This window comes from Mucilaginibacter sp. (genome assembly GCF_025362475.1).
GTDB lineage: Bacteria > Bacteroidota > Bacteroidia > Sphingobacteriales > Sphingobacteriaceae > Mucilaginibacter.
Map to the genome: position 1 here is coordinate 51,975 of NZ_JANYGH010000024.1, position 25,548 is coordinate 77,522.

Annotated in this window: 24 protein-coding genes; 16 read left to right on the forward strand and 8 right to left on the reverse strand. The window is 42.4% G+C overall.

Annotated features, from left to right (window positions below; genetic code table 11):
- Positions 1–75: 75 nt before the first annotated feature.
- From Q0R88_RS09375 to fbp, 3 genes are all read right to left on the reverse strand, one after another.
- On the reverse strand, positions 76–1,821 hold the full coding sequence (locus tag Q0R88_RS09375; RefSeq protein WP_295715378.1) for an ATP-binding protein: 1,746 nt from the start codon (positions 1,819–1,821) through the stop codon (positions 76–78).
- Between the two features lie 316 nt (positions 1,822–2,137).
- Positions 2,138–2,611, reverse strand: a complete 474-nt coding sequence (locus Q0R88_RS09380; protein ID WP_295715380.1) for an Lrp/AsnC family transcriptional regulator — start codon at positions 2,609–2,611, stop codon at positions 2,138–2,140.
- Between the two features lie 11 nt (positions 2,612–2,622).
- Complete coding sequence (fbp, locus tag Q0R88_RS09385; protein ID WP_295715382.1) at positions 2,623–3,669, reverse strand: class 1 fructose-bisphosphatase; 1,047 nt, start codon at positions 3,667–3,669, stop codon at positions 2,623–2,625.
- Positions 3,670–4,050: 381 nt separating this feature from the next.
- Here fbp and Q0R88_RS09390 point away from each other — a divergent pair, with 381 nt between their 5' ends.
- Genes Q0R88_RS09390 through pckA form a run of 3 tightly spaced genes read left to right on the forward strand, consistent with a single transcriptional unit; the run spans position 4,051 to position 7,465 of the window.
- Positions 4,051–5,061 carry an NAD-dependent epimerase/dehydratase family protein gene (locus Q0R88_RS09390; RefSeq protein ID WP_295715384.1) on the forward strand — a complete coding sequence of 337 codons (1,011 nt, stop codon included), beginning with the start codon at positions 4,051–4,053 and terminating at the stop codon, positions 5,059–5,061.
- Entirely contained in the window at positions 5,058–5,894 is an 837-nt protein-coding gene (locus tag Q0R88_RS09395) for a sigma-70 family RNA polymerase sigma factor (protein ID WP_295715386.1), read from the forward strand. The genes Q0R88_RS09390 and Q0R88_RS09395 overlap by 4 nt, the downstream gene beginning before the upstream one ends.
- Complete coding sequence (gene pckA / locus Q0R88_RS09400) at positions 5,891–7,465, forward strand: phosphoenolpyruvate carboxykinase (ATP) (protein ID WP_295715388.1); 1,575 nt, start codon at positions 5,891–5,893, stop codon at positions 7,463–7,465. The genes Q0R88_RS09395 and pckA overlap by 4 nt, the downstream gene beginning before the upstream one ends.
- A 53-nt stretch (positions 7,466–7,518) precedes the next feature.
- Here the strand turns inward: pckA and Q0R88_RS09405 are convergent, their stop codons facing one another.
- Both Q0R88_RS09405 and Q0R88_RS09410 read right to left on the reverse strand, forming a co-directional pair.
- Positions 7,519–7,884, reverse strand: coding sequence for a hypothetical protein (locus Q0R88_RS09405; protein ID WP_295715390.1), 366 nt, complete (start codon positions 7,882–7,884; stop codon positions 7,519–7,521).
- Positions 7,885–8,165: 281 nt separating this feature from the next.
- On the reverse strand, positions 8,166–8,399 hold the full coding sequence (locus tag Q0R88_RS09410; protein ID WP_295715392.1) for a DUF4038 domain-containing protein: 234 nt from the start codon (positions 8,397–8,399) through the stop codon (positions 8,166–8,168).
- Positions 8,400–9,085: 686 nt separating this feature from the next.
- Between Q0R88_RS09410 and Q0R88_RS09415 the strand changes: the two genes are divergently transcribed.
- Positions 9,086–9,358: a CHC2 zinc finger domain-containing protein gene (locus Q0R88_RS09415; protein ID WP_295715394.1), complete on the forward strand. Its 273-nt coding sequence runs from the start codon at positions 9,086–9,088 to the stop codon at positions 9,356–9,358.
- Positions 9,359–9,519: 161 nt separating this feature from the next.
- On the opposite strand, the gene Q0R88_RS09420 is transcribed toward Q0R88_RS09415, so the two are convergent.
- A complete protein-coding gene (locus tag Q0R88_RS09420) occupies positions 9,520–10,848 on the reverse strand; it encodes a G-D-S-L family lipolytic protein (protein ID WP_295715397.1) in 1,329 nt (442 codons plus the stop codon).
- Positions 10,849–10,867: 19 nt separating this feature from the next.
- Positions 10,868–12,091 (reverse strand): outer membrane protein transport protein, encoded by a 1,224-nt coding sequence (locus Q0R88_RS09425; RefSeq protein ID WP_295715399.1) that lies wholly within the window; start codon positions 12,089–12,091, stop codon positions 10,868–10,870.
- Between the two features lie 157 nt (positions 12,092–12,248).
- Here Q0R88_RS09425 and Q0R88_RS09430 point away from each other — a divergent pair, with 157 nt between their 5' ends.
- The gene (locus Q0R88_RS09430) at positions 12,249–13,133 is read left to right on the forward strand and encodes a helix-turn-helix domain-containing protein (RefSeq protein WP_295715401.1); all 885 of its coding nucleotides are present in this window, start codon (positions 12,249–12,251) and stop codon (positions 13,131–13,133) included.
- Here Q0R88_RS09430 and Q0R88_RS09435 read toward each other — a convergent pair whose 3' ends face one another.
- Positions 13,134–13,316 carry a hypothetical protein gene (locus Q0R88_RS09435; RefSeq protein ID WP_295715403.1) on the reverse strand — a complete coding sequence of 61 codons (183 nt, stop codon included), beginning with the start codon at positions 13,314–13,316 and terminating at the stop codon, positions 13,134–13,136.
- Positions 13,317–13,326: 10 nt separating this feature from the next.
- On the opposite strand from Q0R88_RS09435, the gene Q0R88_RS09440 reads away from it, so the two are divergent.
- The 11 genes from Q0R88_RS09440 to Q0R88_RS09490 all read left to right on the forward strand — a co-directional run bounded on the left by Q0R88_RS09440 (position 13,327) and on the right by Q0R88_RS09490 (position 25,536).
- Entirely contained in the window at positions 13,327–14,070 is a 744-nt protein-coding gene (locus tag Q0R88_RS09440) for an electron transfer flavoprotein subunit beta/FixA family protein (RefSeq protein ID WP_295715405.1), read from the forward strand.
- A gap of 43 nt (positions 14,071–14,113) precedes the next feature.
- Positions 14,114–15,091, forward strand: a complete 978-nt coding sequence (locus Q0R88_RS09445) for an electron transfer flavoprotein subunit alpha/FixB family protein (protein WP_295715407.1) — start codon at positions 14,114–14,116, stop codon at positions 15,089–15,091.
- 7 nt (positions 15,092–15,098) lie between these two features.
- Positions 15,099–15,548, forward strand: a complete 450-nt coding sequence (locus Q0R88_RS09450; RefSeq protein WP_295715408.1) for an acyl-CoA thioesterase — start codon at positions 15,099–15,101, stop codon at positions 15,546–15,548.
- A gap of 34 nt (positions 15,549–15,582) precedes the next feature.
- Positions 15,583–15,849, forward strand: coding sequence for an acyl-CoA-binding protein (locus Q0R88_RS09455; protein WP_295715410.1), 267 nt, complete (start codon positions 15,583–15,585; stop codon positions 15,847–15,849).
- 267 nt (positions 15,850–16,116) lie between these two features.
- Positions 16,117–16,533 (forward strand): DUF2147 domain-containing protein, encoded by a 417-nt coding sequence (locus Q0R88_RS09460; protein WP_295715412.1) that lies wholly within the window; start codon positions 16,117–16,119, stop codon positions 16,531–16,533.
- A gap of 43 nt (positions 16,534–16,576) precedes the next feature.
- Complete coding sequence (locus Q0R88_RS09465; RefSeq protein ID WP_295715414.1) at positions 16,577–18,949, forward strand: 3-hydroxyacyl-CoA dehydrogenase/enoyl-CoA hydratase family protein; 2,373 nt, start codon at positions 16,577–16,579, stop codon at positions 18,947–18,949.
- 15 nt (positions 18,950–18,964) lie between these two features.
- Complete coding sequence (locus tag Q0R88_RS09470) at positions 18,965–20,143, forward strand: acetyl-CoA C-acyltransferase (RefSeq protein ID WP_295715416.1); 1,179 nt, start codon at positions 18,965–18,967, stop codon at positions 20,141–20,143.
- A gap of 27 nt (positions 20,144–20,170) precedes the next feature.
- Positions 20,171–21,964: an acyl-CoA dehydrogenase family protein gene (locus Q0R88_RS09475; RefSeq protein ID WP_295715418.1), complete on the forward strand. Its 1,794-nt coding sequence runs from the start codon at positions 20,171–20,173 to the stop codon at positions 21,962–21,964.
- 32 nt (positions 21,965–21,996) lie between these two features.
- Positions 21,997–23,808, forward strand: coding sequence for a long-chain fatty acid--CoA ligase (locus Q0R88_RS09480; protein ID WP_295715421.1), 1,812 nt, complete (start codon positions 21,997–21,999; stop codon positions 23,806–23,808).
- 35 nt (positions 23,809–23,843) lie between these two features.
- On the forward strand, positions 23,844–24,617 hold the full coding sequence (locus tag Q0R88_RS09485) for an enoyl-CoA hydratase-related protein (RefSeq protein WP_295715423.1): 774 nt from the start codon (positions 23,844–23,846) through the stop codon (positions 24,615–24,617).
- A 4-nt stretch (positions 24,618–24,621) separates the two neighbouring features.
- Positions 24,622–25,536 (forward strand): SDR family oxidoreductase, encoded by a 915-nt coding sequence (locus Q0R88_RS09490; RefSeq protein ID WP_295715425.1) that lies wholly within the window; start codon positions 24,622–24,624, stop codon positions 25,534–25,536.
- The last annotated feature ends 12 nt before the right edge of the window (positions 25,537–25,548 follow it).

The window sequence follows — 25,548 nt, forward strand, 5'->3', positions numbered from 1 at the left end:
GGGTGCAAAGATAGCGTGAATGTTTCATATATGCAAGGGAAATGACAAGATGCTTTTAGGATAAAACCATAATATTTAGCCTGCCTTTTGATAAGGGATATTGAAGTAAAAACAGCTACCTTTTCCTGCGTCACTCTCCACGCCGATGTTTCCTTGTTGCAACACAAGAAGCTGGTGGCAAATATAAAGACCAAGGCCGGTACCCGGTTTACCCATTGAACGATCGGCCTGGTAATATCTTGTAAATAACTTGGCTTGTTTTTCTTTAGGGATGCCTGTTCCGGTATCTATTATACGCACTAACAGTTTTTGCTGCTGTTCGTCAATCGACCGCAAACTAACCTTAACGGTTACGCCTCCGCTTTCTGTGTATTTAATGGCGTTACCCAATAAATTAATCATCACCTGTTTTAGCCGGAAAACATCTCCAAGAACCAATACTTCTTCATTCCCATCAAATTCTGCAGTTAAATAAATTTGTTTATTCTCTGCAAGAAAGCTCATGGCCGCTATCGCCTGGCTAATTTCCAGGCAGGGGTTAAACTCAGATAAGTTAAGTACTTCATCTTTCTGATGATCTATCTTACTGGCATCCAAAATATTATTAATGGTTTCCATCAGCATTTGCGCCGCGTGATTCATGGAAGCCAATCGTTTTTGCTGATCAGGTGCGCGAATGGTCTTGTTTAAAATATAAATTGTTCCTGTAATGGTTGTGAGCGGATTACGGATTTCATGACTCATAATGGCCAGCAACTCAGATTTTTGCTCGGCAAGAGCAACGGCTCTTTCATTTTCTGAAAGATAAAGATCTTCTGCCCTTCCTGCTTTGCGGATGTAAATAAGCAACAGGATGATAAAAACAAGGACCATAATAATGGCCACACCTGTAAAATTATTAAGCTCGCCCGTTGCCATCTGGTATTGCGCCAGTGCTTCATTCCGGCTTATATCCCAGGCGTTAATGTGCATATCCTTCAATTCCTGTATGAGCTGATGAAGCTGGATAACCAGGTCAAGATTAGCACCAATCAGCTGTTTGTTTGATTGGGTAAGATGATTGTTTTCTTCATTGAGTTCCTTCACCAGTTGTTCAACCGATAAATTCTGCTTTTTAACCAATGATCGCGTCACAGAATCGCTGATCTGTTTTACCCGGTTAACTGTAATCACCCTAACGGTATTACCCGCCTGGTTTTTATTGCTAAAGGCATCCCTAAGCCGCTTAAAGAACCCTTTTTTACTGCCGGGCGCTTTTATATCTTTTACCAATGTATCAGCTTTGGCTTTTGTTATATTAGTATGGTGCCGGTGTTGATAAGCAGCCACAATAGTTTTATTGCTCTCCCCTTGTATGCCCCTAATGGTTGTTACCGTTAAAAGAGAATCAAACCGGTGTTTAAGTTCTAATACCTCTTTTGATATTTGTAATTTACGGTTAAATGCTTTTTCAAGCTGCCCCTTACCCTGTGGAAAATATTGAGGGATATTAGATTTATACTTATCGAGTATGATATTGATCTGGCTAAAAACATTGGTGAGTTTTGTTTTATAGGTTTCCAGTTTATCGCTGCCACCATATAAACTTGCCTTCTGAAAATCATTTTCTGCGCTGTTTAAATCCAACAGAATATTATTGATTTCCTGTGCCTGCAGCGGGTCTTTGTAGTGCTGGCCTACGTATTGCAGTTTTTCTGAAATGGAGTTTCTCAAAAACAGCGAGCCAGAAGTGAGGAGGAAAATAAATACCAGGAATATAATAAATATCCTACGGAGATAATGTGTTGATCCCGCTTTTGTAATTCCCGTATTTATCAGCATCGTTTAATCATTATAATAAGGAAAAATTAATTGGTTTAGGAGCTTATTAGTAACAGATTACCTACAGATGCCTTGCCATTTTAAATAGCCAATAAAATTTTCCAAATATAGGAATTTCATCCTTATTCATTTTTTAAAATAAGTTCAAATAAAAGTAAAATCAATTACAAACGATTGCGTTGTGTGATAAACAATTGAAAATAAATAACATATACCTACATCACAAAATAAGCGCTGCCGGTCATAAACACTTTTACACGCAGTTTAAAGAATGAACTGAAGTATTTTTATAGATAATGGTATAAGGGAAATACTTTTATAAATGTACAGGATAAGCGGTTTCCTGCTTTGTTTCCGACAATACAAAAAAGCTTTGCATATTCAATACATCAGGCAACCCTGTTAGCTTTGTCATGAGCAATACATTATATTCGTTCATATCACTTATGGCTATCCGGAGTAAAAAATCAAAGTTCCCGGTCATATGGTAGCATTCCATAATTTCGGGCAACTTAACCACCTCCAGCTGAAAGGCCAGCAAAGCATCCCGGGAGTGCTCTTTTAACTGTACGTGGGTATAAGCGATAAGCCCGCGGCCAACCTTTTTAGGATCAACAATGGCCACATAGCGCTTGATGTATCCTTCATCCTCCAGGCGCTTTATCCGCAGATGGATGGGCGTAACACTTTTGTGCAGCAGGTAGCCTATTTCTTTATGCGTTATTTGCGCATCCTTCTGCAATAATTCTATAATAGCAACATCTGTATCGTCAAGTTGATTGTTCTGCATGGAAATATAAGCTATACTTTAATTAAAAATGGTTCAGCTTCATTAAAAGAAAGTACACCCGCTTCCAGCATAAAGTGCTCGGCCTGTTTTACCATATTTACCGAACCAATAAAAATTGGTGAACGCTGGTGTAGTTCCATTACATCAAGCTCCAAAATCCTGTAGTTGCCATTAGTTGCCCTACCCCCAGCCTGTTCTATAATAAATGCCATTGGGTTACACTCATAAACCAGCCGTAGTTTGCCATTGGGAGCGGCGGCGGTAACCGGGTAAATAAAGATGCCTCCCTTAATGAGGTTACGGTGCAGATCGGCCACCATGGAACCGATGTACCTTGAGGTGTAGGGCCGTTTAGTACTTTTATCCTCCACCTGGCAGTACTTAATGTATTGCTTTACCCCTTTAGGAAAATGCACATAATTCCCTTCGTTAATGGAGTAAATGAAACCATCTTCGGGGATCTGCAAGTTGGGGTGCGATAAGCAAAACTCACCAATGGATGGATCAAGGGTAAAGCCATTAACGCCTTTTCCCGTAGTGTAAACCAACATGGTTGATGAGCCGTAAATTACATAGCCTGCCGCCACCTGGGCCGTACCCGACTGCAGTACATCAGCCAGCGTGGCAGGCCCCTCCTGCGATAATCTGCGGTAAATTGAAAAAATAGTACCTATGGGCACATTTACATCAATATTAGAAGAACCATCCAAAGGATCAATGGCCACAATATATTTGGCGTTATTTGCCACCGCCGCATCTATCCTGATGATATCTTCATTTTCTTCTGATGCTACTATGCAACATTCGCCACCGCTCGCCAGTGCAGATATGAATTGCTCATTGGCAAAAACATCCAGTTTCTGCTGACTTTCTCCCTGGATATTTATGCTCCCGGCTTGCCCCAGGATATCCATCAGGCCCGCTTTGTTCACCTCTCTGTTGACAATCTTAGCCGCGATTCCAATGTCGCGCAGCAGCCTGGAAAGCTCTCCTTTGGCGTACGGAAAATCGGCCTGTTTTTCAATAATAAACTGGCCCAAAGTTTTAACTATCGGCATATACTTAGTGTAAAGTTTACGTTTTAAATAATAATAATTGGTGCTTCCAAGTTAAGTACTTAAATCCTTAAAAAACAACATTTAAGTATAATTTTTTTATAAATCGTCAAAATATGCGCATTATGCAAAAGATACTAAGTGTAAAATAGGCCAATTTTCAAACCTGTTATTTTGACATTAAACAGCGGGCAATAGCCGTTTTTTTTAAAAGCGATACAAATTGCCCCTTCTTTTAATCTTATCAATCACCAATTGCTGCATTTTTAGTTCTTTTTTCTAAATACTGCCAATCCTATAGTTTCAGAAACTAAATACACCAACCTTTACAGTATTCAGGATGACCAACATCCTCAGCTAACCAATTATAACAATTATAAACCAATGAAGCCTGTAAAAATCCTGGTGATTGGTGCCTGCGGACAGATCGGCACCGAACTGACCCGTGCCTTAAGATTAAGATATGGCAGTAACAATGTCATTGCGGCCGACCGTTTTTTCCGTAGTACGGATGATGGTCTTTACCGGCAACTGGATGTTTTAAATATTGACGCATTAACGCATCTCATCCGCGAGGAGCATATAACGCAGATATACCTATTGGCTGCCATGCTCTCGGCAAGCAGTGAGCAACATATCCATACCGCGTGGGAGCTTAACATGAATGGCCTGCTAAATGTGCTTAAAGTAGCGGCTTCCCAAAAGCTGGACAAAGTTTTCTGGCCAAGCAGCATTGCCGTATTTGGCCCCGGATCTCCTAAACACCTTTGCCCGCAGGAACCAACTACAGAACCAAACACGGTTTATGGGATCAGTAAACGGGCGGGCGAGTACTGGTGCCAGTATTATTTTGATAAATACGGACTTGATGTACGCAGTCTCCGCTATCCCGGTCTTATCTCTTACTCATCGCCTCCGGGCGGCGGCACCACCGATTACGCGGTTGATATATTTTACCAGGCCGTTGAAAAAGGCCATTATACCTGTTTCCTGCAGGAGGACGCCTGCCTGCCGATGATGTACATGCCCGATGCTGTGCGCGCCGCGATAGAGTTGATGGAAGCTCCCGCCGAACAGATTAAAATACGCACCTCCTATAATCTTTCCGCATTAAGCTTTTCACCATGCGATTTAGCCGCAGCAATTCAAAAATACATACCGGCTTTAGAGGTTACGTACCAGCCCGATAGCCGGCAGGCTATTGCAAGTAGCTGGCCGGCCAGTGTTAATGACCAATGCGCCCGCACCGATTGGGCCTGGCAGTCACGGTTTGATCTTAATATGATGGTAAGAGATATGCTAAAAAACCTGAAACACAAAAAAAAGGCAACTGAAGCAGCGCAGATCTGGCTCAACGATGATAATTGTGTTTTTACAAGAATAGATGAAGCATGAGAGAACTGCAAATAACCCAAACCATTACCAACCGGGAAACCCGCGCGGTAGAAACCTATCTTCAGGAACTTGGCAAAGTGAACCTCATCAGCTCTGAGGAAGAGGTAACGCTAGCCAAACAAGTGAGGCAGGGAGATAAGGCAGCACTTGACAGGTTGGTTAAAACCAACCTGCGTTTCGTAGTTTCTGTAGCCAAAAAGTACCAGCATCAGGGTATGCCCCTATGCGACCTGATTAGCGAGGGCAACCTTGGCCTAACCAAAGCGGCCAAAAAGTTCGACGAAACCAGGGGCTTTAAATTCATCTCTTTCGCGGTATGGTGGATAAGGCAGAGTATCCTTGCGGCCCTTACAGAAAACTCACGCATGATAAGGTTACCGATGAACAAGATTCACGATATATCAAAAATCAACAAAGCGATGGCCGTGGTTGAACAGGAAACCTTACGCAAACCTTCTGCAGAACAGATTGCCGAATACCTGGATATATCACCCGAAAAAGTTAATGAAGCTTTGTCTGTAGCGCCGTGGATAACCTCACTGGATAAGCCATTTGGGGATGACGATGACTATTCGCCTTATGAGCGGCTTTACGAAAAAGACAACAGAACTGATGCGACCCTTATGGCAGAGGATGCGTCATTGGAGATAACCATGCTCCTATCCCGTTTAAGCGAACGGGAACGTTCCGTAATCGATATGTCTTTTGGGCTTTCGGGAGATGGAGAAGTGCCCGCAGCAGAAATAGCCCGGTGTTTGGGACTCAGCAGGGAACGGGTAAGGCAAATCCTGAATGAAGCCCTTTATAAACTACGCAACATAAAATCCACATGAAAAAGGTAAATGATATTGTTCAGAACCTATCACTGAAAAACAGGATTAATTACCAGTTGCCAACTGCAAAATTGGTGGAACAATGCCTGCAAAGGCAGGAAGGCGTATTAAATGATACAGGGGCCCTGGTGATATGTACCGGTGAGTTTACCGGCCGCAGTCCGGCTGATAAGTTCATTGTGAAAGATACACTGACGGATAAAACGGTTAACTGGAATAAATTCAACAATCCAATATCTGAGGCATCTTTTCTAATTCTCCGCCGGGATATGACTGCCTACCTCAACCAGCAAGCCGAGGTATGGGTAAGGGACGGCTACGCCTGCGCCAACCCTGCATTTCAAATCAGCATCCGGATAGTAAATGAATGCCCTTCATCAAACCACTTTGCAGCTAACATGTTTATTGCGCCGGTTGCTGATGAGCTGAAAACCCTGCAACCCGACTGGACCATCATCCAGGCTGCCGGCTTTAAAGCAAACCCTGCAAAGCATGGCACCAGGCAAGGCAATTTCACCATTGTTTCCTTTACCCATAAAACCATCCTTATAGGCGGTACCGGGTATACCGGCGAAATCAAAAAAGCTGTATTTACCGTGCTTAATTTTATTTTACCTGTTAATCACCGGGTGTTAAGCATGCACTGCAGCGCCAATGAAGGGCCGGAAGGCGACACCGCCCTGTTTTTCGGCTTAAGCGGAACCGGTAAAACAACGCTAAGTTCAGACCCATCCCGCAGACTGATAGGTGATGACGAACATGGCTGGGATGATACGGGTATTTTTAATTTTGAAGGGGGCTGCTATGCAAAAGTCATTAACCTTTCCGAAGAGCATGAGCCGGATATTTACCGGGCTATCCGCAAAGGGGCATTGGTTGAGAATACCTGTTTTACCAGCGATACTAACCGGATTGATTTTGCAAACAAAACGATCACTGAAAATACAAGGGTAAGTTATCCATTAAATTTTATACCAAATACCAAAGCTCCTGCCCTATCCGGCATCCCCCAAAACGTGTTCTTTCTTACCTGCGATGCCTATGGTGTATTCCCGCCGGTGAGCAGACTAACCCATGAGCAGGCCATGTATTATTTTATCAGTGGATACACAGCCAAAGTTGCCGGTACAGAAGAAGGAGTAAAAGAACCGCAGGTTACTTTTAGCACCTGTTTTGGCGCACCTTTTTTGCCACTGCACCCTAACCTTTATGCCTCACTGCTGCAGGAGAAACTCGAAAAACATCAAACCAAAGTATGGATGATAAACACCGGCTGGTCTGGCGGACCTTATGGAACCGGTAGCAGGATAAGCCTGGCATACACCCGGGCAATGATCTCTGCCGTTCTCGCTGGGCAACTGGAGAAGGTAGCTTACCGCTCGCACCAGGTTTTTGGTGTTTTTATTCCTGAAAGCTGTCCCGGCGTTCCTTCTGCTATTTTGAACCCAAGAGATACCTGGGCAAACAAACAGGATTACGATTTTATTGCGGGCAGATTGGCCGATAAGTTCAGGGAGAATTTTAAACCATACCAGGATCAGTTACCCTCATCATTGGCGCATGCTATGTAAAGCATATACAAATTAACTGCGGCCCGGCCGTTGTTTACTAATTGATAATGATTTTAAAATGTCCGTCTTGGACGTTTTTTCTTTACAGAACCGTCTGGCTTCTCCACTTTGTGATAACCGGGTGATTCAAAAGAGGGTTTGCTTGCAACAGGCGATGGCTTTTGCGCAGACGCTCTTTTATCCTCGGCTATCCTCACACTGAGCTGCCTGGTTTCTATCTCCATACCGTCAAAAGCGGCGATAGCCCTGTCTGCACCCGCCTGATCGGTCATATGAACAAAGGCATAGCCCTTGCTTTCACCTGTATCTATATCCGTAACAATCTTCACCATTTCTACCTGGCCTTCAGCCATAAACAACTCCAGCAGTGCAATTTCCTGCATAGTTCGTGGTATACCCACAACAAATAATTTTACCATATTATAATTTTAGGTATTTTACCATATAAATCTACTCAAATAACGGAGAATAGTTTCCGGCAGTCAGAAATTGTGCAACGTGCACACCCCTTTTGCCTTTTAGCACATGTATACCAAAACATGTTTTTAAAAAAATTCACCGTTCAAATTGTTTGCCCGTTGATGGTTTTTACAAAATTTTTGCCGCCATCATCCAAAACCAACATCCAGTCTTATCCGTACCCGTTTGTCGGCGGTATAACCTTTTTAGTTACGTTTGGCATGTTGCCAATAACTGTTGTTTAACCATCGCGCGGGTTATACCAGTAAGCGTATAAATTACCTAACCATATAATGTTAGTTCTGCTTTTATAACGCCTGGCTAACCATGCGGCAAATATAGCAGCATTATTATCATTAAAAACCTCCGGACCAGCGCCCCAGGTATTTTTATATAATTTATCGCCCCATGTTGGCAAAACAGCAATATTCAAGTGATACTTTTCTGCCCGGTTAATAAAAACACATTTCCGCATGAACGAAGATAGGTAAAACGCTAATTACTAAGCCTTTATTTATTCAACCAACAGCGTAGCTTAAACCCCCATAAAAATACTTATAGTCAATAAAATAATAACCAATCACCTCATCAGTATACTCCCTAACAATTAATTGAAAGAAACCGTCGCCAACCTAAAAATACCTCTGCCATATAGGGGCAATTGACTGTGGCCCTGGCCTGATGTTTGCCTAAAGCAGAAAAATTTAAGAATGCAATCTCATGCCTAAAAAAGAAACTTCCACTACTAATAAATAAATTTATTTATTAAGAAATATGAAATGACTTAATAGTATACAAATTATAAATTTGGCAATTTTTCATCCATAACGATGGCCGTATTTTGATTTTTACAATTTGATTTTATATACTTACAAAATCTATTAGGTAAGCATCCTGCTTACCATTGTGATAAGGTTTAGGTTTAAAGTCCCCGGCGGCGAGCGCTTAGGGGACTTTTATTTTGATTTCGAATATTCTGCAATATGGTGTTGCCACAAAACCTTGTATTATTACACTTACTTTCAACAGAAATAATAAATACTGATCACATAAATTACCCGGTTGTTTTCGTAATTATTTTTTTTAAAAAAATTCGCTTTCCTGCCAGCAATAAAAAGTAATTTCGCCATCTGTTCATTCAGGATACTACTTAATTAATTTATGTCTGCAGATAATTCCATTTCACCCGTTCAAGCTGACCTTGTCCAAATTATTTCTAAATATATTTTACTTGAAGAAAGCCGCAAACACTTAAAAGGGCGGTGCCCCTTTCATAAGGACCTGGCAACCTCATTAATGGTTTCTCCTGATAAAAATATTTTTCAATGCTTTGGCTGCGGCAAAGGTGGTGGCCCCGTTGAGTTTGTAATGGCAATAGAAAATAAAACACGCGAAGAAGCGATACATCTTATCGCCACACAAAAACCTTTTTAAAGGCGGCGGGTAGCTAAATATCATCCATATTTCCAGCCCACGTTCTCCGGCCATCCGAGAACTCCCCCTTTTTAATGAAATAAAAAAAGAGGCTGTATCAATTTTACATGATACAGCCTCGTTAATTAAAGGCTTTAAAAAGCAGCTATCGGGCCCTGCTATCAGGGGAATTTAACACTGTTATATGAAGATATATCAGCCGAAGGAATATTAGCATTGTATTGTTTATTAATAGCGCTTATAAACTGATTAGCCACAACGGCATAACCCCTTGGCGTTAAATGTATCCCATCCAACGAAAAAATGCCCCCGCTAATATAATTGGAGTTTAAACTTACTCCATTAATAAGCAAGCCCGATTGTTTTATGTTATTCAGGAAAGTAAAAGCATCAAAAACAGCCAGGCCTTTTGCGGCCGCAACAGATTTAATGGTTCCGTTATAAGAATTAACATAATCAAGCGTCATAGCGGCTTCTGCTTGATCAAGTACATATTTATTATCTATAGGGGTATAAGGCGTTAGTCCGTAAGGCAGGTTGCCAAATGGCGTTGATACAGGTGTCCCAATCATACTTGTTGGAAAAGTAAGTATGATTAAATCAGACGCTGTAGCGGCCCGCGGCGCATAAGTGGTACCAGACACCAGCGCGTTTATATAAATTGCTGTAACAGCCGGATTAACCTTCTTAACCCCCGCCAAAATTGCATTCACGGTTATTGTGGTAAAGTAAGGTACCGAAGTAACATCTGGTATAGTAGCCACCACACCTTTTGCGCCACCTGCGGTAAGCTTACCAATAAGCAGGTTATATAGTTGTGCAAAGGTATTTTTATCTGTCAAAACATCACCTACACCACCGGCTGTTGCATATCCAAGGGCATCGTTATTACCAAGCCAGTTGGAGAAAAAGGTAAAAGGCTTCGCGGTAACAAAATCAAGATACGTAGTATTGTTAGTAGGCGCGTTACCGGGCAGCAAACGTTCAAAGTACCCATTTAGATTACCGTATGGGGCATAGGTGATGTGAAATAATTTTATGCCCGGTACTCCATAATTATTAAGTTCGCCGGCATATTTGGTATATAAAGTAACGTTACCGAAACCAGGTACCGTTAAAAAACCTCTTATAGCCAGGTTTGTTGTTACCGGCGTAGTCATAGGAGTTCCATCTGCATTAAACCCGCCCAGTTTCAAATAACCAGAGCCATTTGCCTGCTCTGGGGTAAAAAGTGGTTGCGTAAATGCCCCTCCTCCTACGCTTAACATTTGTTTGGCAATGATACTTGGATACGAGTTTAATTGTCCTTCGCGGTAAAGGCCACCATCAGCATAACCGGCGGTTAATGAATTACCCACGGATATATAGCGCGTAAAATCTGCGGATCCTTTGGATGGTTTAAAGGTATTAATCTCTGGCTTACAGGCTGCAAAGCCCAATACACCAAGGATAAATAAGTAGCGATAGCAATATTGTTTAAAAGTCTTCATCTGTTTTGTTGTTTAGGATTTACCAGTGGTAAGCAAGAGAAATGCCGGGGATGTATACGTCGGTTTTAAATGTGCCTGATAGTTGCGATTGAGTATTGGTTTGCGTGCGCGACATCAGGTGCTCATATTCAAAACTAAAGTCAATATCAATGTGTCTGGTGGCATGATAGCCTAAACCTGTTGTTAAAAAAATACGATTAGCATCGGGCGCTTCCGGGGTAACATAGCCATCACGAACGGCGGTGCTGGCATAACCGCCGCCGGCGCGGATATCAAATTTGTTATTTGCCTTGTATTGTGCCCCTGCCCTTAAAGAAACCGCATTTTTATAGTTACGCTGAGAATAAGTATCCTGCAATTGGGCAGTGTTGGTTGCATAATTAAAAGCAAGTTGCTTGTAAACACTCCAGTTTACATAATTAACGTCAAATGCCAGCATCAGCTTTTTGTTGGGATATATACCAAAACCGATTGATGCTGTTGCAGGCAGAGGTAAAGAGGAACTAAAAGTATTAGGCTGAGGGAAACTGCTCTGAAGGGAAGCAGGAACGGTAAATATTGCGTCTCCTTTTTTAATGGTGGTATTTATTTTTGAACGATAAGATAAGCCCACGGTAAACATCTCCGATGGTTTATAATAAATACCCGCGTTCCATCCGTATCCGTTACCACTTCCTTTTATCTCGGCTTGTCCGTCCTGCCCGTTTTGATTTGATATTGGGATGGCCTGGGTTAAATCAACCGTGCTACGGTTATAAACAAACCCTGCACCTATGCTTAAATTATTAGCCAGTTTAACGCTCAATGTAGGCTGAAAATAAAAGGCTTTAAGATTAAGGCTTTCCAGCGAATATCTCCCAGCCCAATCATGGCCCCAATCGGTTAGCCCGCCAAAAGGCGTATAAACGGCCAGTCCAAGTTTCCACCAGGATGATTTGGGGCCTACTGCAGCGTAAACGCTAAATGGAGTGGCAACCTTGTTGGTGGTGTGGTACTGAGCCGATGTACCATTTGGGTTAAAAACGGATTTAAATACAAGCGGGCTTATTCCGGCCTGGATGTAATTACCGGGCAACATAACAACCGCGCCGGGGTTAAAAAATACAGAAGCTCCATCCTGCACCACCCCGGTGCCGGTGTGCCCCATCCCGATCTGTTTCTGACCTTCAAGGTTAACCTGAAATCCCTGGGCGAACGCCAGAACCGGTAATAACGCGAACGCTAAGAGTAATAGTTTTCTCATAATATAATTGGTATAATTTAGGCCGCAGTTTGGGATTGCGCCTATTGTTTATTAAAAATTAAAATTACTTCGTTAAACAATCAAAAAAAGGGCTATAATGCGGAGATATTAGTCAAAAAGTCGGTTATGAAATATTTAAACCTTTTTAAGCTTTAAAATGAAGAAGATAGGACAACTCAGTTTATCAAAGTTTGCGGACCTATATGCGGACAAGCTGGTAGGCCCTGATTTTTTTATTACAGACGAAAAACAACTCCTCTCCCTTAGTGAATACCCTTACCGCTCAGATGGTTATATTATAGGTATCTGTACGCGCGGAACCGCGTTAGTAGAAGTAAACCTGCAGGTTTACGAAGCTAAGCCTGATGCCATGCTGCTGGCTACCCCTTTTCATGTATTAAGGATATACCAAAGCAGCCCCGATTTTTTGTGCAGGTTTATTGTTTTTTCGAAAGCCTTCCTCATTGAGAATAATGTAAATAGTCATTTCCTTGAATCTTTCAGTTATTTTAAAAGTGCATCCTTGCCGGTAATCTATCCCGATCATGAGGACGCTAAAATGCTGCTTGAAATTTATGTCCTGCTTCAGCAAAAACTCGACAGGCAGGATCACCCCTACCGCATGGAAATTTCCAGGAGTATCCTTATTACACTATTATATGAAGTAGGATCTATTTATGAAAAGCAGCATGTGATGGTTAAAGGAAAACTAAACCGCAAGCAGGAGCTGAATGTACTTTTCCAGGATTTAGTGTTTCATCATTATAAAGAGCACCGTAATGTGCAATATTATGCCGATGCTTTATGCGTATCATCAAAACACCTTACCGAAACCATAAAAGATGTAACCGGCCGAACTGCCGGCGAATGGATAGATGACGCCGTGATTCTTGAAGCCAAAGTTTTGTTAAGGAACCAGGAGATCAGTATAGCTAATATCGCGTATGTAATTCATTTTCCAGACCAATCATCTTTTGGCAAGTATTTCAAAAAACAAACAGGCTTATCACCTTCAGATTACCGGATGGCTATTCCCCGTTAGTTAAAGCCCTACTTTAGCCAATATTCTTCTTTCCGACTTTTTGACTAATATCTCCGTACTGCCGCCCTTTGCGGCAGTAGCCTTCACTTCTAATTTTACCCCCTGATTATATAACCGGATGGCGCTTGCTATCAAAACAAATGGGGGCCGGTAAAGCCTTGTAAATTTTACCAGATTTAACATAATAACCTATATGAAGATATTAGTATGCATTAGCCAGGTGCCAGATACTACCACCAAAATAATATTAAAAGATAATGACACGGCCATTAATAGCCAGGGTACTACCTATATAATTAATCCCTATGATGAGTGGTACGCACTGGTTCGTGCTATTGAATTAAAGGAAAGCGGGATTGCTACTGAGATCCACCTGGTAACTGTTGGCAAAGCTGATATTGAGCCAGTAATACGCAAAGCACTCGCATTGGGAGGTGATGAGGCTATCAGGATTGATGCCGAAAGTATCGACCCATACCAAACCGCAGTTTATATTGCTGATTACACTAAAAGTGCGGGGTACGACCTGGTATTGTGCGGTAAAGAGTCAATAGACTATAACAACGGCACTACAGGCGTTTTGCTTGCCGAACTGCTTGACATGGATTATATAGGTTTTGCCACAAGTGTAAAAATTGAAGGTAATGTGGCCATAGTAAATCGTGAAATTGAGGGTGGTGAAGAAACCGATAGCTGCAACCTCCCGGTTGTAATTGCCTGCCAGAAAGGAGTAGCCGAAGCACGCATACCCAATATGAGGGGCATCATGGCCGCACGCACACGCCCGTTAAAAGTAATTGCTCCATCAGCCATAACTCCTCTCACTGCTATCCTATCATACGAGTTACCACCTGCCAAAGCAGGGGTAAAATTGGTAAGCGCAGATAATATGGATGAACTGGTAGCCTTACTGCATACCGAAGCCAAGTCGATTTAAATAGTTATTAGTACTGTAAAAACATCAAACTAAATTAAAACACATGTCTGTAATTGTATTGGTAGAACATACCGGAGGAAATATAAAAAAGAAAAGCTTTGAAGCCGTGCAGTATGCAGCCCAAATTGCACAACAAACGGCAACTACCGTAACGGCGGTTGTTTTAGGAAGCATAGCCGATGCAGAAATGGAGGCGTTAGGAAACTATGGAGCCAGCAAGGTAATTCATATTGCCGATAACCGCCTTGATGAGCTTCACGCCCGTGCTTATACTACCGCTTTGGTAAATATTGCCCGCGCAGAGGATAGCAAGATCATTATAACACTTTATGATATTAATGGCCGTGCGGTTGCGCCAAGGGTAGCGGCGCAACTAAAGGCAGGCATAGTAGCCGGAGCGCTCTCCTACCCCAACCTGGAGAAAGGGTTCGCTATCAAAAAGTCCGTTTTTTCGGGTAAGGCCTTTGCCTGGGTTAATGTACTAAGCGATGTAAAAGTAATTATGCTGATGCCGAATACCTTCCAGCTTAGTAAAACTGATGGTAAGGCGACGATAGAGAAACAGGATATCAGCTTTAGCGAAAAGGATTTTGGAATTAAGGTAACCGCCGTAAATAAAGTTACAGGCGAAATAGCGCTTACTGATGCTACCCTTGTAGTATCTGGTGGCCGAGGCATGAAAGGCCCCGAAAACTGGGGGCTGATAGAGGACCTCGCAAAAGAACTTGGTGCTGCAACAGCATGCTCACGCCCGGTAGCCGATACACATTGGCGTCCTCACCATGAGCATGTGGGGCAAACCGGGGGAACTATACGCCCTGATCTTTATATAGCAGTAGGTATATCTGGCGCTATTCAACACCTGGCAGGCGTTAATGGTTCAAAAACTATTGTTGTAATTAACTCAGATCCCGAAGCTCCGTTTTTTAAAGCGGCCAATTATGGTGTCGTAGGCGATGCTATGGCGGTTTTGCCAAAACTGACAGCAGCAGTAAAAAAGTTTAAAGAACAACATCATTAATAATAGTATGCACGTTTTTTATGAAGGCCAGGTACTATGGTCACAAATAGATGCCAACCAGCACATGAGGCATTCGGCCTATGCCGATCTTGCCGCACAGGCCAGGTTGAATATGCTCGAAAAAGTAGGCTTAAATCCCATAAAACTTTTTGGATATAAAATAGGCCCGGTGCTTTTCAGGGAGGAACTATTTTACCTGCGCGAAATAGCGTTGGGCGATTATGTTACTGTAAGCTGTGAAATTACCCGCTCAAGGGCAGATGGATCTCGCTGGACCATCAGGCATGACCTGTATCGTGGTGATGGCATCAAAGCTGCGGTAATTATTACCGAAGGAGCCTGGATTGATATGGAGAAACGAAAGTTAACCATATTACCTGTTGAGTTAAGCAGCTTGTTTATGCACTCGCCCCGGAGCAGCGATTATGTTGAAGATTTCCCCAAACCAAAAGAATAATACCCCTAAATTAACTAACCATAAAATTACAACCATGAGTTTGAAAGAAAACTTTGAAACAGCCGTTAAAGAAAGTAAGGAACTAACCAAACGCCCGGATAATGAAACGCTGCTTAAATTATATAGCTTATACAAGCAGGCTACCGACGGTGACATAAGCCCCGATACACCTGTACCAAACATGTTTGATTTTGTAAATAAGGCCAAGTATGAAGCATGGAAAAGTTTAACAGGAATAACGCCCGATACCGCGATGGCTGATTACATTGATCTAATTGAACAGTTAAAACGCCCGGCCTAAACTGCAATTAAAACAACCGAAATTTTGACAAATGTTTCCGCCATATGGCCCTATAGAATCCCTTACTTAATAGGATATTTGTTAACATAAACCAATTATAAATTATTCACCGCTCAGGTGGTTAAGTTTTTCTATTAAGAAGCATTTGACTACTGCCTTGTTGCATAGAGCTTCATGCAGGTGCTTTTTAGAATTATTTAATCACATGGCTATAACCCTAAAACAATGTTAGTTTGTAAAAAACATCTCACCAGGTTAGTATTAATAATGCTCACCGTAGTATCCGCGGGGTTTGTAACCAAAGCACAGAGCGAAAAAGACAAAATTGAAGGCTTGTGGTATAATGATGTTAAAAGTGCCAAAATACAGATAACGAAAGAAAAGGATGGCAAGTTTTATGGCAAGGTGGTTTGGCTTAAAGAACCATTAAAAAATGGCAAGCCCAAAGTTGATGAGCTTAACAGCGACGAAAAATTACGCACCCGACCCAGGCTTGGCCTGCCTGTATTATCTGGCTTTGAAAAAGATGGTGATAATAAATACACAAACGGTAAAATTTATGATCCTAACAACGGTAAAACTTATAGCTGCAAAATTACCCATAAAGGTAAAACGCTTGATATAAGGGGTTATATCGGCATCTCGCTATTTGGGCGTACCACTACCTGGGAGAGAGCAGAATAAATATTATAAAAAGATCTATCTACATTAATACAAGCATAAACACATGAGTGCTAAACGAATTATAAAAAAAGTAGCTGTATTGGGTTCGGGTGTGATGGGCAGCCGTATAGCTTGCCATTTTGCAAACATTGGCCTGGAAGTACTGCTATTGGATATTGTACCAAAAGATGCCGATGCCAAATCAAGAAATAAGCTGGTAAATGATGCGCTGACAGCGGCTTTAAAATCAAACCCCTCTCCTGTTTATTCAAAGGCCGTGGCTAAAAATATCAGCACCGGAAATTTTGATGATGATATGCCCAAAATCGCCGGTTGCGACTGGGTAATTGAGGTGGTAGTTGAACGACTTGATATTAAGCAAAAAGTATTCGAAAATGTAGAGAAATACCGTAAACCCGGTACCCTCATCACTTCCAACACATCTGGCATACCTATTCACCTAATGGCCGAAGGACGAAGTGACGATTTTAAAAAGCATTTTTGCGGCAGCCATTTCTTTAACCCACCCAGGTATTTGAAACTGCTGGAGGTGATTCCTACCAGTGATACCTTGCCCGAAGTGGTTGATTTTTTATTGCACTACGGCGAAAAATACTTAGGTAAAACAACAGTATTAGCAAAAGATACGCCTGCATTTATCGGCAATCGTATTGGAGTGTTCAGCATCATGAGCATCTTGCATTATGCAGAAAAAACCGGCATCTCCATTGAAGAAGTTGATAAACTTACCGGGCCGGTAATAGGTCATCCTAAATCGGCTACCTTCCGTACCAGCGATGTGGTAGGTTTAGATACCATGGTGCACGTGGCAAACGGCTTAAGCCAGGGCGTTCCCAATGATGAGGCTAAAGATCAGTTCCAGATCCCGGAGTTTGTAACCAAAATGGTGGCCAACAACTGGCTGGGCAGCAAAAGCGGACAAGGTTTTTATAAAAAAGAAAAAATTAACGGCGCAAACGTATTTTACACGCTCAACCTAAAATCGCTTGAATACGAGCCATCTAAAAAGGTAAAATTCCCATCGCTTGAAACAACCAAAACGGTTGATAATTTAAAAGAGCGGATGAAGATACTGTTTGCAGCTAAAGACAAAGCCGGAGATTTTTACCGTGCTATATTTTACCAGCTGTTTGCCTATTCCAGTAATCGTATCCCCGAAATTTCTGATGAACTATATAAAATAGATGCCGCCATGAATGCCGGCTTCGGCTGGGAAACAGGTCCGTTTGAAAAATGGGATGCACTGGGTGTTGAAGCCACTGTTAAAGCGATGGAAGCCGGGGGCCATAAACCCGCGCAATGGGTTTATGCTATGCTGCAAAGCGGCATAGCAAGCTTTTATAAAATACAGGACGGCAAACGCCTTTATTATGATATCAAATCCAAAGCATACCAGGTGATCCCAGGTACCGAAGATTTCATCCTGCTGGATAACATCCGCGCGGCAAACACCATCTGGAAAAACAGCGGTACTACTATAACCGATCTTGGCGATGGTATCATTAACCTGGAATTTCATACTAAGATGAATACTATTGGCGGCGAGGTGATAGAAGGCATCAATAAGGCCATTACCCTTGCCGAACAAAGTTATAAAGGGCTGGTTATCTCCAACGAAGGTGGAAATTTCAGTGCAGGCGCCAACGTAGGGATGATATTTATGATGGCCGTTGAGCAGGAATTTGATGAATTGAATATGGTGATCAAAGCATTTCAAAACACAATGATGCGTATCCGGTATTCTTCTATCCCTGTTGTTGCCGCTCCCCATCAAATGGCCTTAGGTGGCAGCTGTGAGCTGTGTTTACATGCCGATAAGGTAGTGGCGCATGCCGAACTTTATATGGGTTTGGTTGAATTTGGCGTTGGCCTGATCCCCGGCGGTGGTGGCACCAAAGAGTTTGCCCTGCGTTTAAGTGACGAGTTACAGGATGGCGACATCGAGTTAAATAATTTCCGCGACAGGTTCCTGACCATTGGCCAGGCTAAAGTATCCACCTCGGCACAGGAAGCCTTTGAGCTGGGTTATTTGAAAAAAGGACGGGACATAGTTGTTGTATCCCGCAACAGGCTGTTATCCGAAGCTAAAAAGCAATGCCTGTTAATGGCCAATGAAGGCTATGTGCAGCCTGTTCAGCGCAAGGATATCAGGGTATTGGGTAAACAGGCGCTTGGGCTGGCTTATGTAGGCGCCAATACCATGTTTAGCGGTAATTATATCAGCGAGCATGATGTTAAAATATCACAAAAACTGGCATACGTACTTGCAGGTGCTGATCTATCGCAGCCAACATTGGTAAGTGAAGAGTATTTATTGAACCTGGAACGCGAGGCCTTTTTGTCACTCTGTACCGAACGCAAAACATTAGAGCGGATACAATCCATTTTAACCGGCGGAAAAGCATTAAGAAACTAATCTAAACACAACAAAATGAACGCATATATAGTAGCAGCATCCCGCAGTGCAGTTGGAAAAGCAAGCCGTGGCGGTTTTAGGTTTACCCGACCGGATACCCTTGCTGCCGAAGTAATTAAGCAATTAGTGGCATCTGTACCCAATGTGGATAAAGAGCAAATTGAAGATGTGATTGTAGGCAACGCCACCCCCGAGGCCGAGCAAGGTTTAAATGTGGCGCGACTGATCTCGTTGATGGCTCTGGATACCGATAAAGTTCCAGGGATGACAGTGAACCGGTACTGTGCTTCGGGCTTAGAAACTATTGCCATCGCATCGGCAAAAATACATGCTGGCATAGCCGATTGCATTATAGCCGGTGGTGTAGAAAGCATGAGCCTGTTACCCATGGGTGGATGGCGCATTGTACCCAACGCCGATGTTGCCATAGCACATCCCGATTATTACTGGGGTATGGGATTAACCGCCGAAGCTGTCGCCAGGGAATACAATATTAACCGCGATGAGCAGGACCAGTTTTCCTACCAATCGCATCAAAAGGCTATCAGTGCTATTGCAGGGGGGAAATTTAAAAATCAGATTGTTCCGGTTAATGTATCTGAAAACTATGTTGACGAAACTGGAAAAAGAAAAACAAGATCATTTATAATAGATACAGACGAAGGGCCGCGTGCCGATACCTCTATAGAAGCATTAGCAAAACTTAAACCTGTGTTTGACGCCAAAGGGCTGGTAACTGCGGGTAATTCATCACAAACCAGCGATGGTGCCGCCTTTGTAATGGTAGTAAGTGAGCGTTTTATGAAAGCAAACAACCTTACCCCTATTGCCCGTTTGGTAAACTATGCCGTTGTTGGTGTTCCACCACGAATTATGGGTATTGGCCCTTTGTATGCAATTCCCGAAGTATTAAAAAAGGCGGGCCTAAAACAAGATGAAATAGACCTTTTTGAACTGAATGAAGCTTTTGCATCGCAATCATTAGCAGTAATAAAGGGACTGGGCTTAAACCCCGATATCGTAAATGTTAACGGTGGCGCTATTGCATTGGGTCATCCGCTGGGATGCAGCGGTGCCAAACTTTCTGTACAGCTTTTTGATGAGCTGAAACAAAGGGATAAAAAATACGGCATGGTTACCATGTGCGTTGGTACTGGACAAGGTGCCGCAGGGATATTTGAATTATTAAATTAAGATAAAAAACATTAAATACATACAATTATGAGCACAGCAACAGAAAACAAGCATTTAAAGGGTGGTGAGTTCCTGGTAAGAGAAACAAATGCTGAAGATGTGTTTATTCCTGAAAACTGGGATGAAGAGCAGCTGATGATAGCCCAAACCTGCCAGGACTTTGTGGAACAAAAAGTTGTTCCGGTGCTTGATCGTATAGATTTACAGGAAGAAGGGCTGATGATTCGTTTAGTTAACGAAGCGGGCGATTTGGGCATCCTGGGTGTTTCCATCCCCGAAGAATATGGCGGTTTTGGTAAGGATTTTACCACAGCAATGCTTATCAGCGAAAAAACCGGTCCGGGGGCATCATTTTCGGTAGCGGTTATGGCCCATACGGGTATTGGTACATTGCCTATACTATATTACGGTAACGACGAACAAAAAAATAAGTACATTCCTAAACTGGCTACCGGCGAATGGAAAGGCGCCTATTGCCTTACCGAACCGGGTGCGGGTTCAGATGCAAACTCGGGCAAAACGCGCGCTACACTATCTGCCGATGGTAAACATTACCTCATCAACGGGCAAAAAATGTGGATCACCAATGCGGGCTTTGCAGATGTATTCACCGTTTTTGCCAAAATTGACAATGACGAAAATTTGAGCGCCTTTATTGTTGAAAAAGGTTTTGAGGGCTTATCCCTTAACCCCGAAGAGCACAAAATGGGCATTAAGGGCAGCTCAACCCGCCAGGTATTTTTTAATGATTGTAAAGTACCGGTAGAAAACTTGCTTTCGGAACGGGGTAACGGTTTTAAAATAGCGGTAAATATTCTTAACCTTGGCCGCATAAAATTAGGCGGGGCTGCATTGGGGGCTTCCAAATCTGTTATAACAAGTTCTGTTAAGTATGCCAACGAGCGTGAGCAGTTTGGCCGCCCTATTGCAAAATATGGCGCAATCCGTTATAAATTAGGCGAGCAGGTTATCCGCGCATACGCCGCCGAATCTGCCATGTACCGGGCAAGCCAGAACATTGAAGATGCCACACATAACTTAATTGAACATGGCATGGATGCATCACAAGCCAAACTTAAAGGCACCGAACTATTTGCTATTGAAGCGGCAATTATAAAGGTACATGCATCAGAAGCGCTCGATTATATTGTGGATGAAGGCGTACAGATTTATGGTGGCATGGGGTACAGTGCAGAAGCACCAATGGACAGGGCTTATCGCGATAGCCGCATTAACCGCATATTTGAGGGTACTAACGAAATTAACCGTATCTTAACAGTAGATATGATATTGAAGCGCGCTATGAAAGGCGAGCTTGATTTAATGGGACCGGCGCAAACAGTTGCTACCGAATTAATGAGCATTCCTGATTTTAATATTGTTGAGGAAGATCTTTTCACCAAAGAAAAAAAGTATGTATCAAACTTTAAAAAAGCTATTTTACTGGTAGCAGGTGCAGCCGTTCAAAAACTGATGGCCAACCTTGCTAAAGAGCAGGAAGTTTTGATGAATATTGCCGATATGGTTATTGAAACCTATGCCAGTGAATCAATCCAGCTGAGGGTAGAAAAATTAGCCGGCCAGCGTGGTGAAGATGCTGTTAAGGATCAGATTGATATGATGCAGGTTTATATAAGGGATGCCGGTGATAAAATATTTAAAGCAGGTAAAGAAGCATTGAATGCTTTTGCCGAAGGCGATGAACGAAGGATGATGATGACCGGCCTAAAACGCTTTACCAAAACGGAGGATATCAACACCACCGCTGCCCGCAGAAGAATTGCGGCAAAACTGATTGAACAAAATAAATATTGCTTCTAACCGGGCTCATTTAATATTTTAAAACAGGTTATATGAAGAATGTAGCAAGATTGTTTGATTGTATAAGCACACAGGCCCAAAATCCTAAAGCCGACCTGTTAAACGCCAAGGAAAACGGTGTATGGGTTTCCTACAGTACAACCGAGGTACATGAAAAAATCTATCAATTAGCTGTGGCTCTTCTCGGGATGGGCATATCAGCCGGTGATGGTACCACGGTAGGCAGGGATAAGGTTGGCCTGATCAGTAACGGCAGACCCGAGTGGGTCATAGTTGATTTGGCGGTTCAGTTAATAGGCGCCATACTGGTTCCTCTTTATCCCAACAGCAGCTTAAAGGAAATTGAGCTAATTTTAATTGAAGCAGAGGTTAAGTGCATTTTTGTAAGTGATGCCGACCTTTGCGGCAAGGTAAATACCGTAATTGATCATGTGCCATCCTTAAAATCCATTTTTTCTTTTAATGATTTAAAAGACTGTAAAAGCTGGAAACAGCTGCTTAAACCTATTACGAACGCCGACAAAGAAAAAGTAAATGCAATAAGCGCCACCATTAAGGAAGATGATGTAACTACCATCATTTTCACCTCGGGCACCACTGGGCGCCCCAAAGGCGTAATGCTTAGCCACAAAAACATTGTAAATAATGTAACCGGATCGGGCGATGTACTGGATCAAATTCCTTTAGAAAATAAACGCGCGTTAAGCTTTTTACCGCTTAACCATATTTTCGAAAAAATGTGTACCTATATTTATCTCTTTTACGGTTTCTCTATTTATTATGCCGAAAGTATGGAGACTATTGGTTTTAATATGAAGGAGGTAAAGCCTTATATTTTTACAGCAGTACCCCGCTTATTGGAAAAAGTATTTGAAAAAATCATCATTGAAGGGCAAAAACTTACAGGCATAAAAAGGAGAATCTTTTTATGGTCAATTGTAATTGCAGAGGGGTTTGAGCTTACCGGTAAAAGCCCCTGGTATAAACTGCAATTAGCTATTGCCGATAAGCTTGTTTACAGTAAATGGCGCAAAGCAATAGGCGGCAATATAAAGGCGATAGTTGTAGGTAGTTCAGCATGCCCCGTTAGATTGGAGCGAATATTTACCGCCGCTAACATGGTTATTTTAGAGGGCTACGGCCTTACAGAAACCTCCCCGGTAATTTCCGTTAACCGATATGACCTTGCGCACAGAAAATTTGGTACAGTTGGGCCCTTGATAAAAGATGTGCAGGTTAAAATTGCCAGCGATGGAGAAATACTCACTAAAGGACCAAGTGTAATGGTGGGCTATTACAAAAACCCCGAACTTACTGCCGAGGTGCTGGAAGATGGCTGGTTCCATACCGGGGATATTGGCGTACTGGATAAAGATGGTTTCCTGAAAATTACCGACAGGAAGAAAGAGATCTTTAAAACATCAGGTGGTAAATATGTTGCACCGGGCCCCATTGAAAACCGCATGAAGGAGAGTCCGTTTATTGAGCAAATGATGGTTATTGGCGCAGACAGAAAATTCACATCGGCATTAATTGTACCCTCCTTTCCTAATCTTAAATTATGGTGCACTCAAAACAAGCTCGATATTTCTTCCAATAATGAAATTGTGACTAATGCCACCGTAATTGCATTATTTCAATCAATTATAGAATCATTAAACACAGAGTTCAACCATGTTGAACAAGTTAAAAAATTCACTTTGATTCAACACGAATGGACCATTGACGGCGGGGAACTTACCCCTACCGGTAAAATGAAGCGCCGCGCTATTTTAGAAAAATACGATAAAGAAATAGAAAAAATGTATACCAGCGACATTGACAATCCGGCTGTTACTCATTAATTTTCACTTCCTTATTCTTTTTATAACCCATGTAAATGAATACACTTCAGTTAACTATTCGGGATAACCTTGCCATCATCACGTTAGATAGGGGCCGATCCAACCCCATAAATACAGAAATGATCACAGAACTGATATCATCAGTAAAGGATATTGAAGCAAACGATAACATAGCAGGACTAATCATCACCGGCAAAGAAGGTTTCTTTTCTGCCGGTATCGATTTAATGGAGGTATACAACTACAACGAAGAACAAAGCAAAGATTTCTGGACCAGTTTCATGTTGTTGCAAACGATTTTGATAAACTTTAAAAAGCCCTTTGTAACCGCAATAACAGGGCATAGCCCCGCAGGCGGCTGTATCATAGCCCTATGCAGCGATTACCGGGTTATGGCCTCCGGCCAATACATTATTGGTTTAAATGAGATTCCCGTAGGCATCATAGTACCTGATACCGTATTTCACCTTTATGCATTCTGGTTAGGTAGCCGCAAGGCTTACCAGTACCTGTTGGAGGGAAAATTGCTGACCGTTGAAGACGCTCTTAAAGATGGATTAATTGACGAGGTTTGTGCCGCTGAAGATGTATTAGCATCGGCAGAAAAAAAAGTACGGGCATATATGAAATTGAACCCCGCTACCTGGAGCCAAAGCAAAATGAATTTCAGGAAAGAGCTTTCTGAAAAGCTACAGGTTGATCAAAGCGCTGCCTTAAACAGGATGCTACAGCAATGGTGGGCGCCAGAAACACGCTTAACGCTGCAAAAAATAATTGATAAATTGATGAACCCTGTTAAAAGCAAATAATTATATGCAAGCACCTGGCAATAATGACTTTTTGAACCATCCCGATGAAGAAGAAGGGATGTTGAAGGCAAATGCATTTAAAAACAAAACCATTATTATAACGGGTGGCGGTACGGGGCTTGGTAAAGCTATGGGTACTTACTTTTTAAAGTTGGGGGCCAATTTGATAATTACAAGCCGCAAGTTGGATGTGCTGCAACAAACAGCTAAAGAAATGGAGGCCGAAACCGGCGGCAAGGTATTGGCATTAGCCTGCGACGTACGCAACTATGATGAAGTAGAAAATATGCTTACACAGGCTATTGAAAGCTTTGGTAGTGTTAACGCGCTGGTAAACAATGCTGCAGGCAACTTTATATCACCTACAGAACGGCTATCCGCCAACGCGTTTTCAACCATTATTGATATTGTACTTAAAGGCTCTGTTAACTGTTCACTGGCCCTGGGTAAGTATTGGATAAAAGAAAAAATGGCAGGCAATATTCTCAATATCATTACCACCTATGCCTTTACAGGTTCTGCTTACGTAGTGCCATCTGCCTGTGCAAAGGGCGGCGTATTGGCCATGACCAGGTCATTAGCAGCAGAATGGGGACGGCACCAGATCCGTACAAATGCCATTGCCCCCGGCCCATTCCCTACCAAGGGCGCATGGGAACGCCTGTTGCCCGGCGAAATGGCACAAAAATTTGATTTTAAAAACAGGGTACCACTTAAAAGAGTAGGGAAACACCAGGAAATTGCAAATCTTGCCGCATATTTGATCTCAGATTTTTCTGGCTATATTAACGGCGACGTAATAACCATTGATGGCGGCGAATGGCTACAGGGTGCCGGTCAGTTTAATGGCCTGGAAATGGTAACTAACGATATGTGGGATAGCATTGAACAATTAACAAGGCATCCCAAAAGCAGCTAATCTGTCAATAAA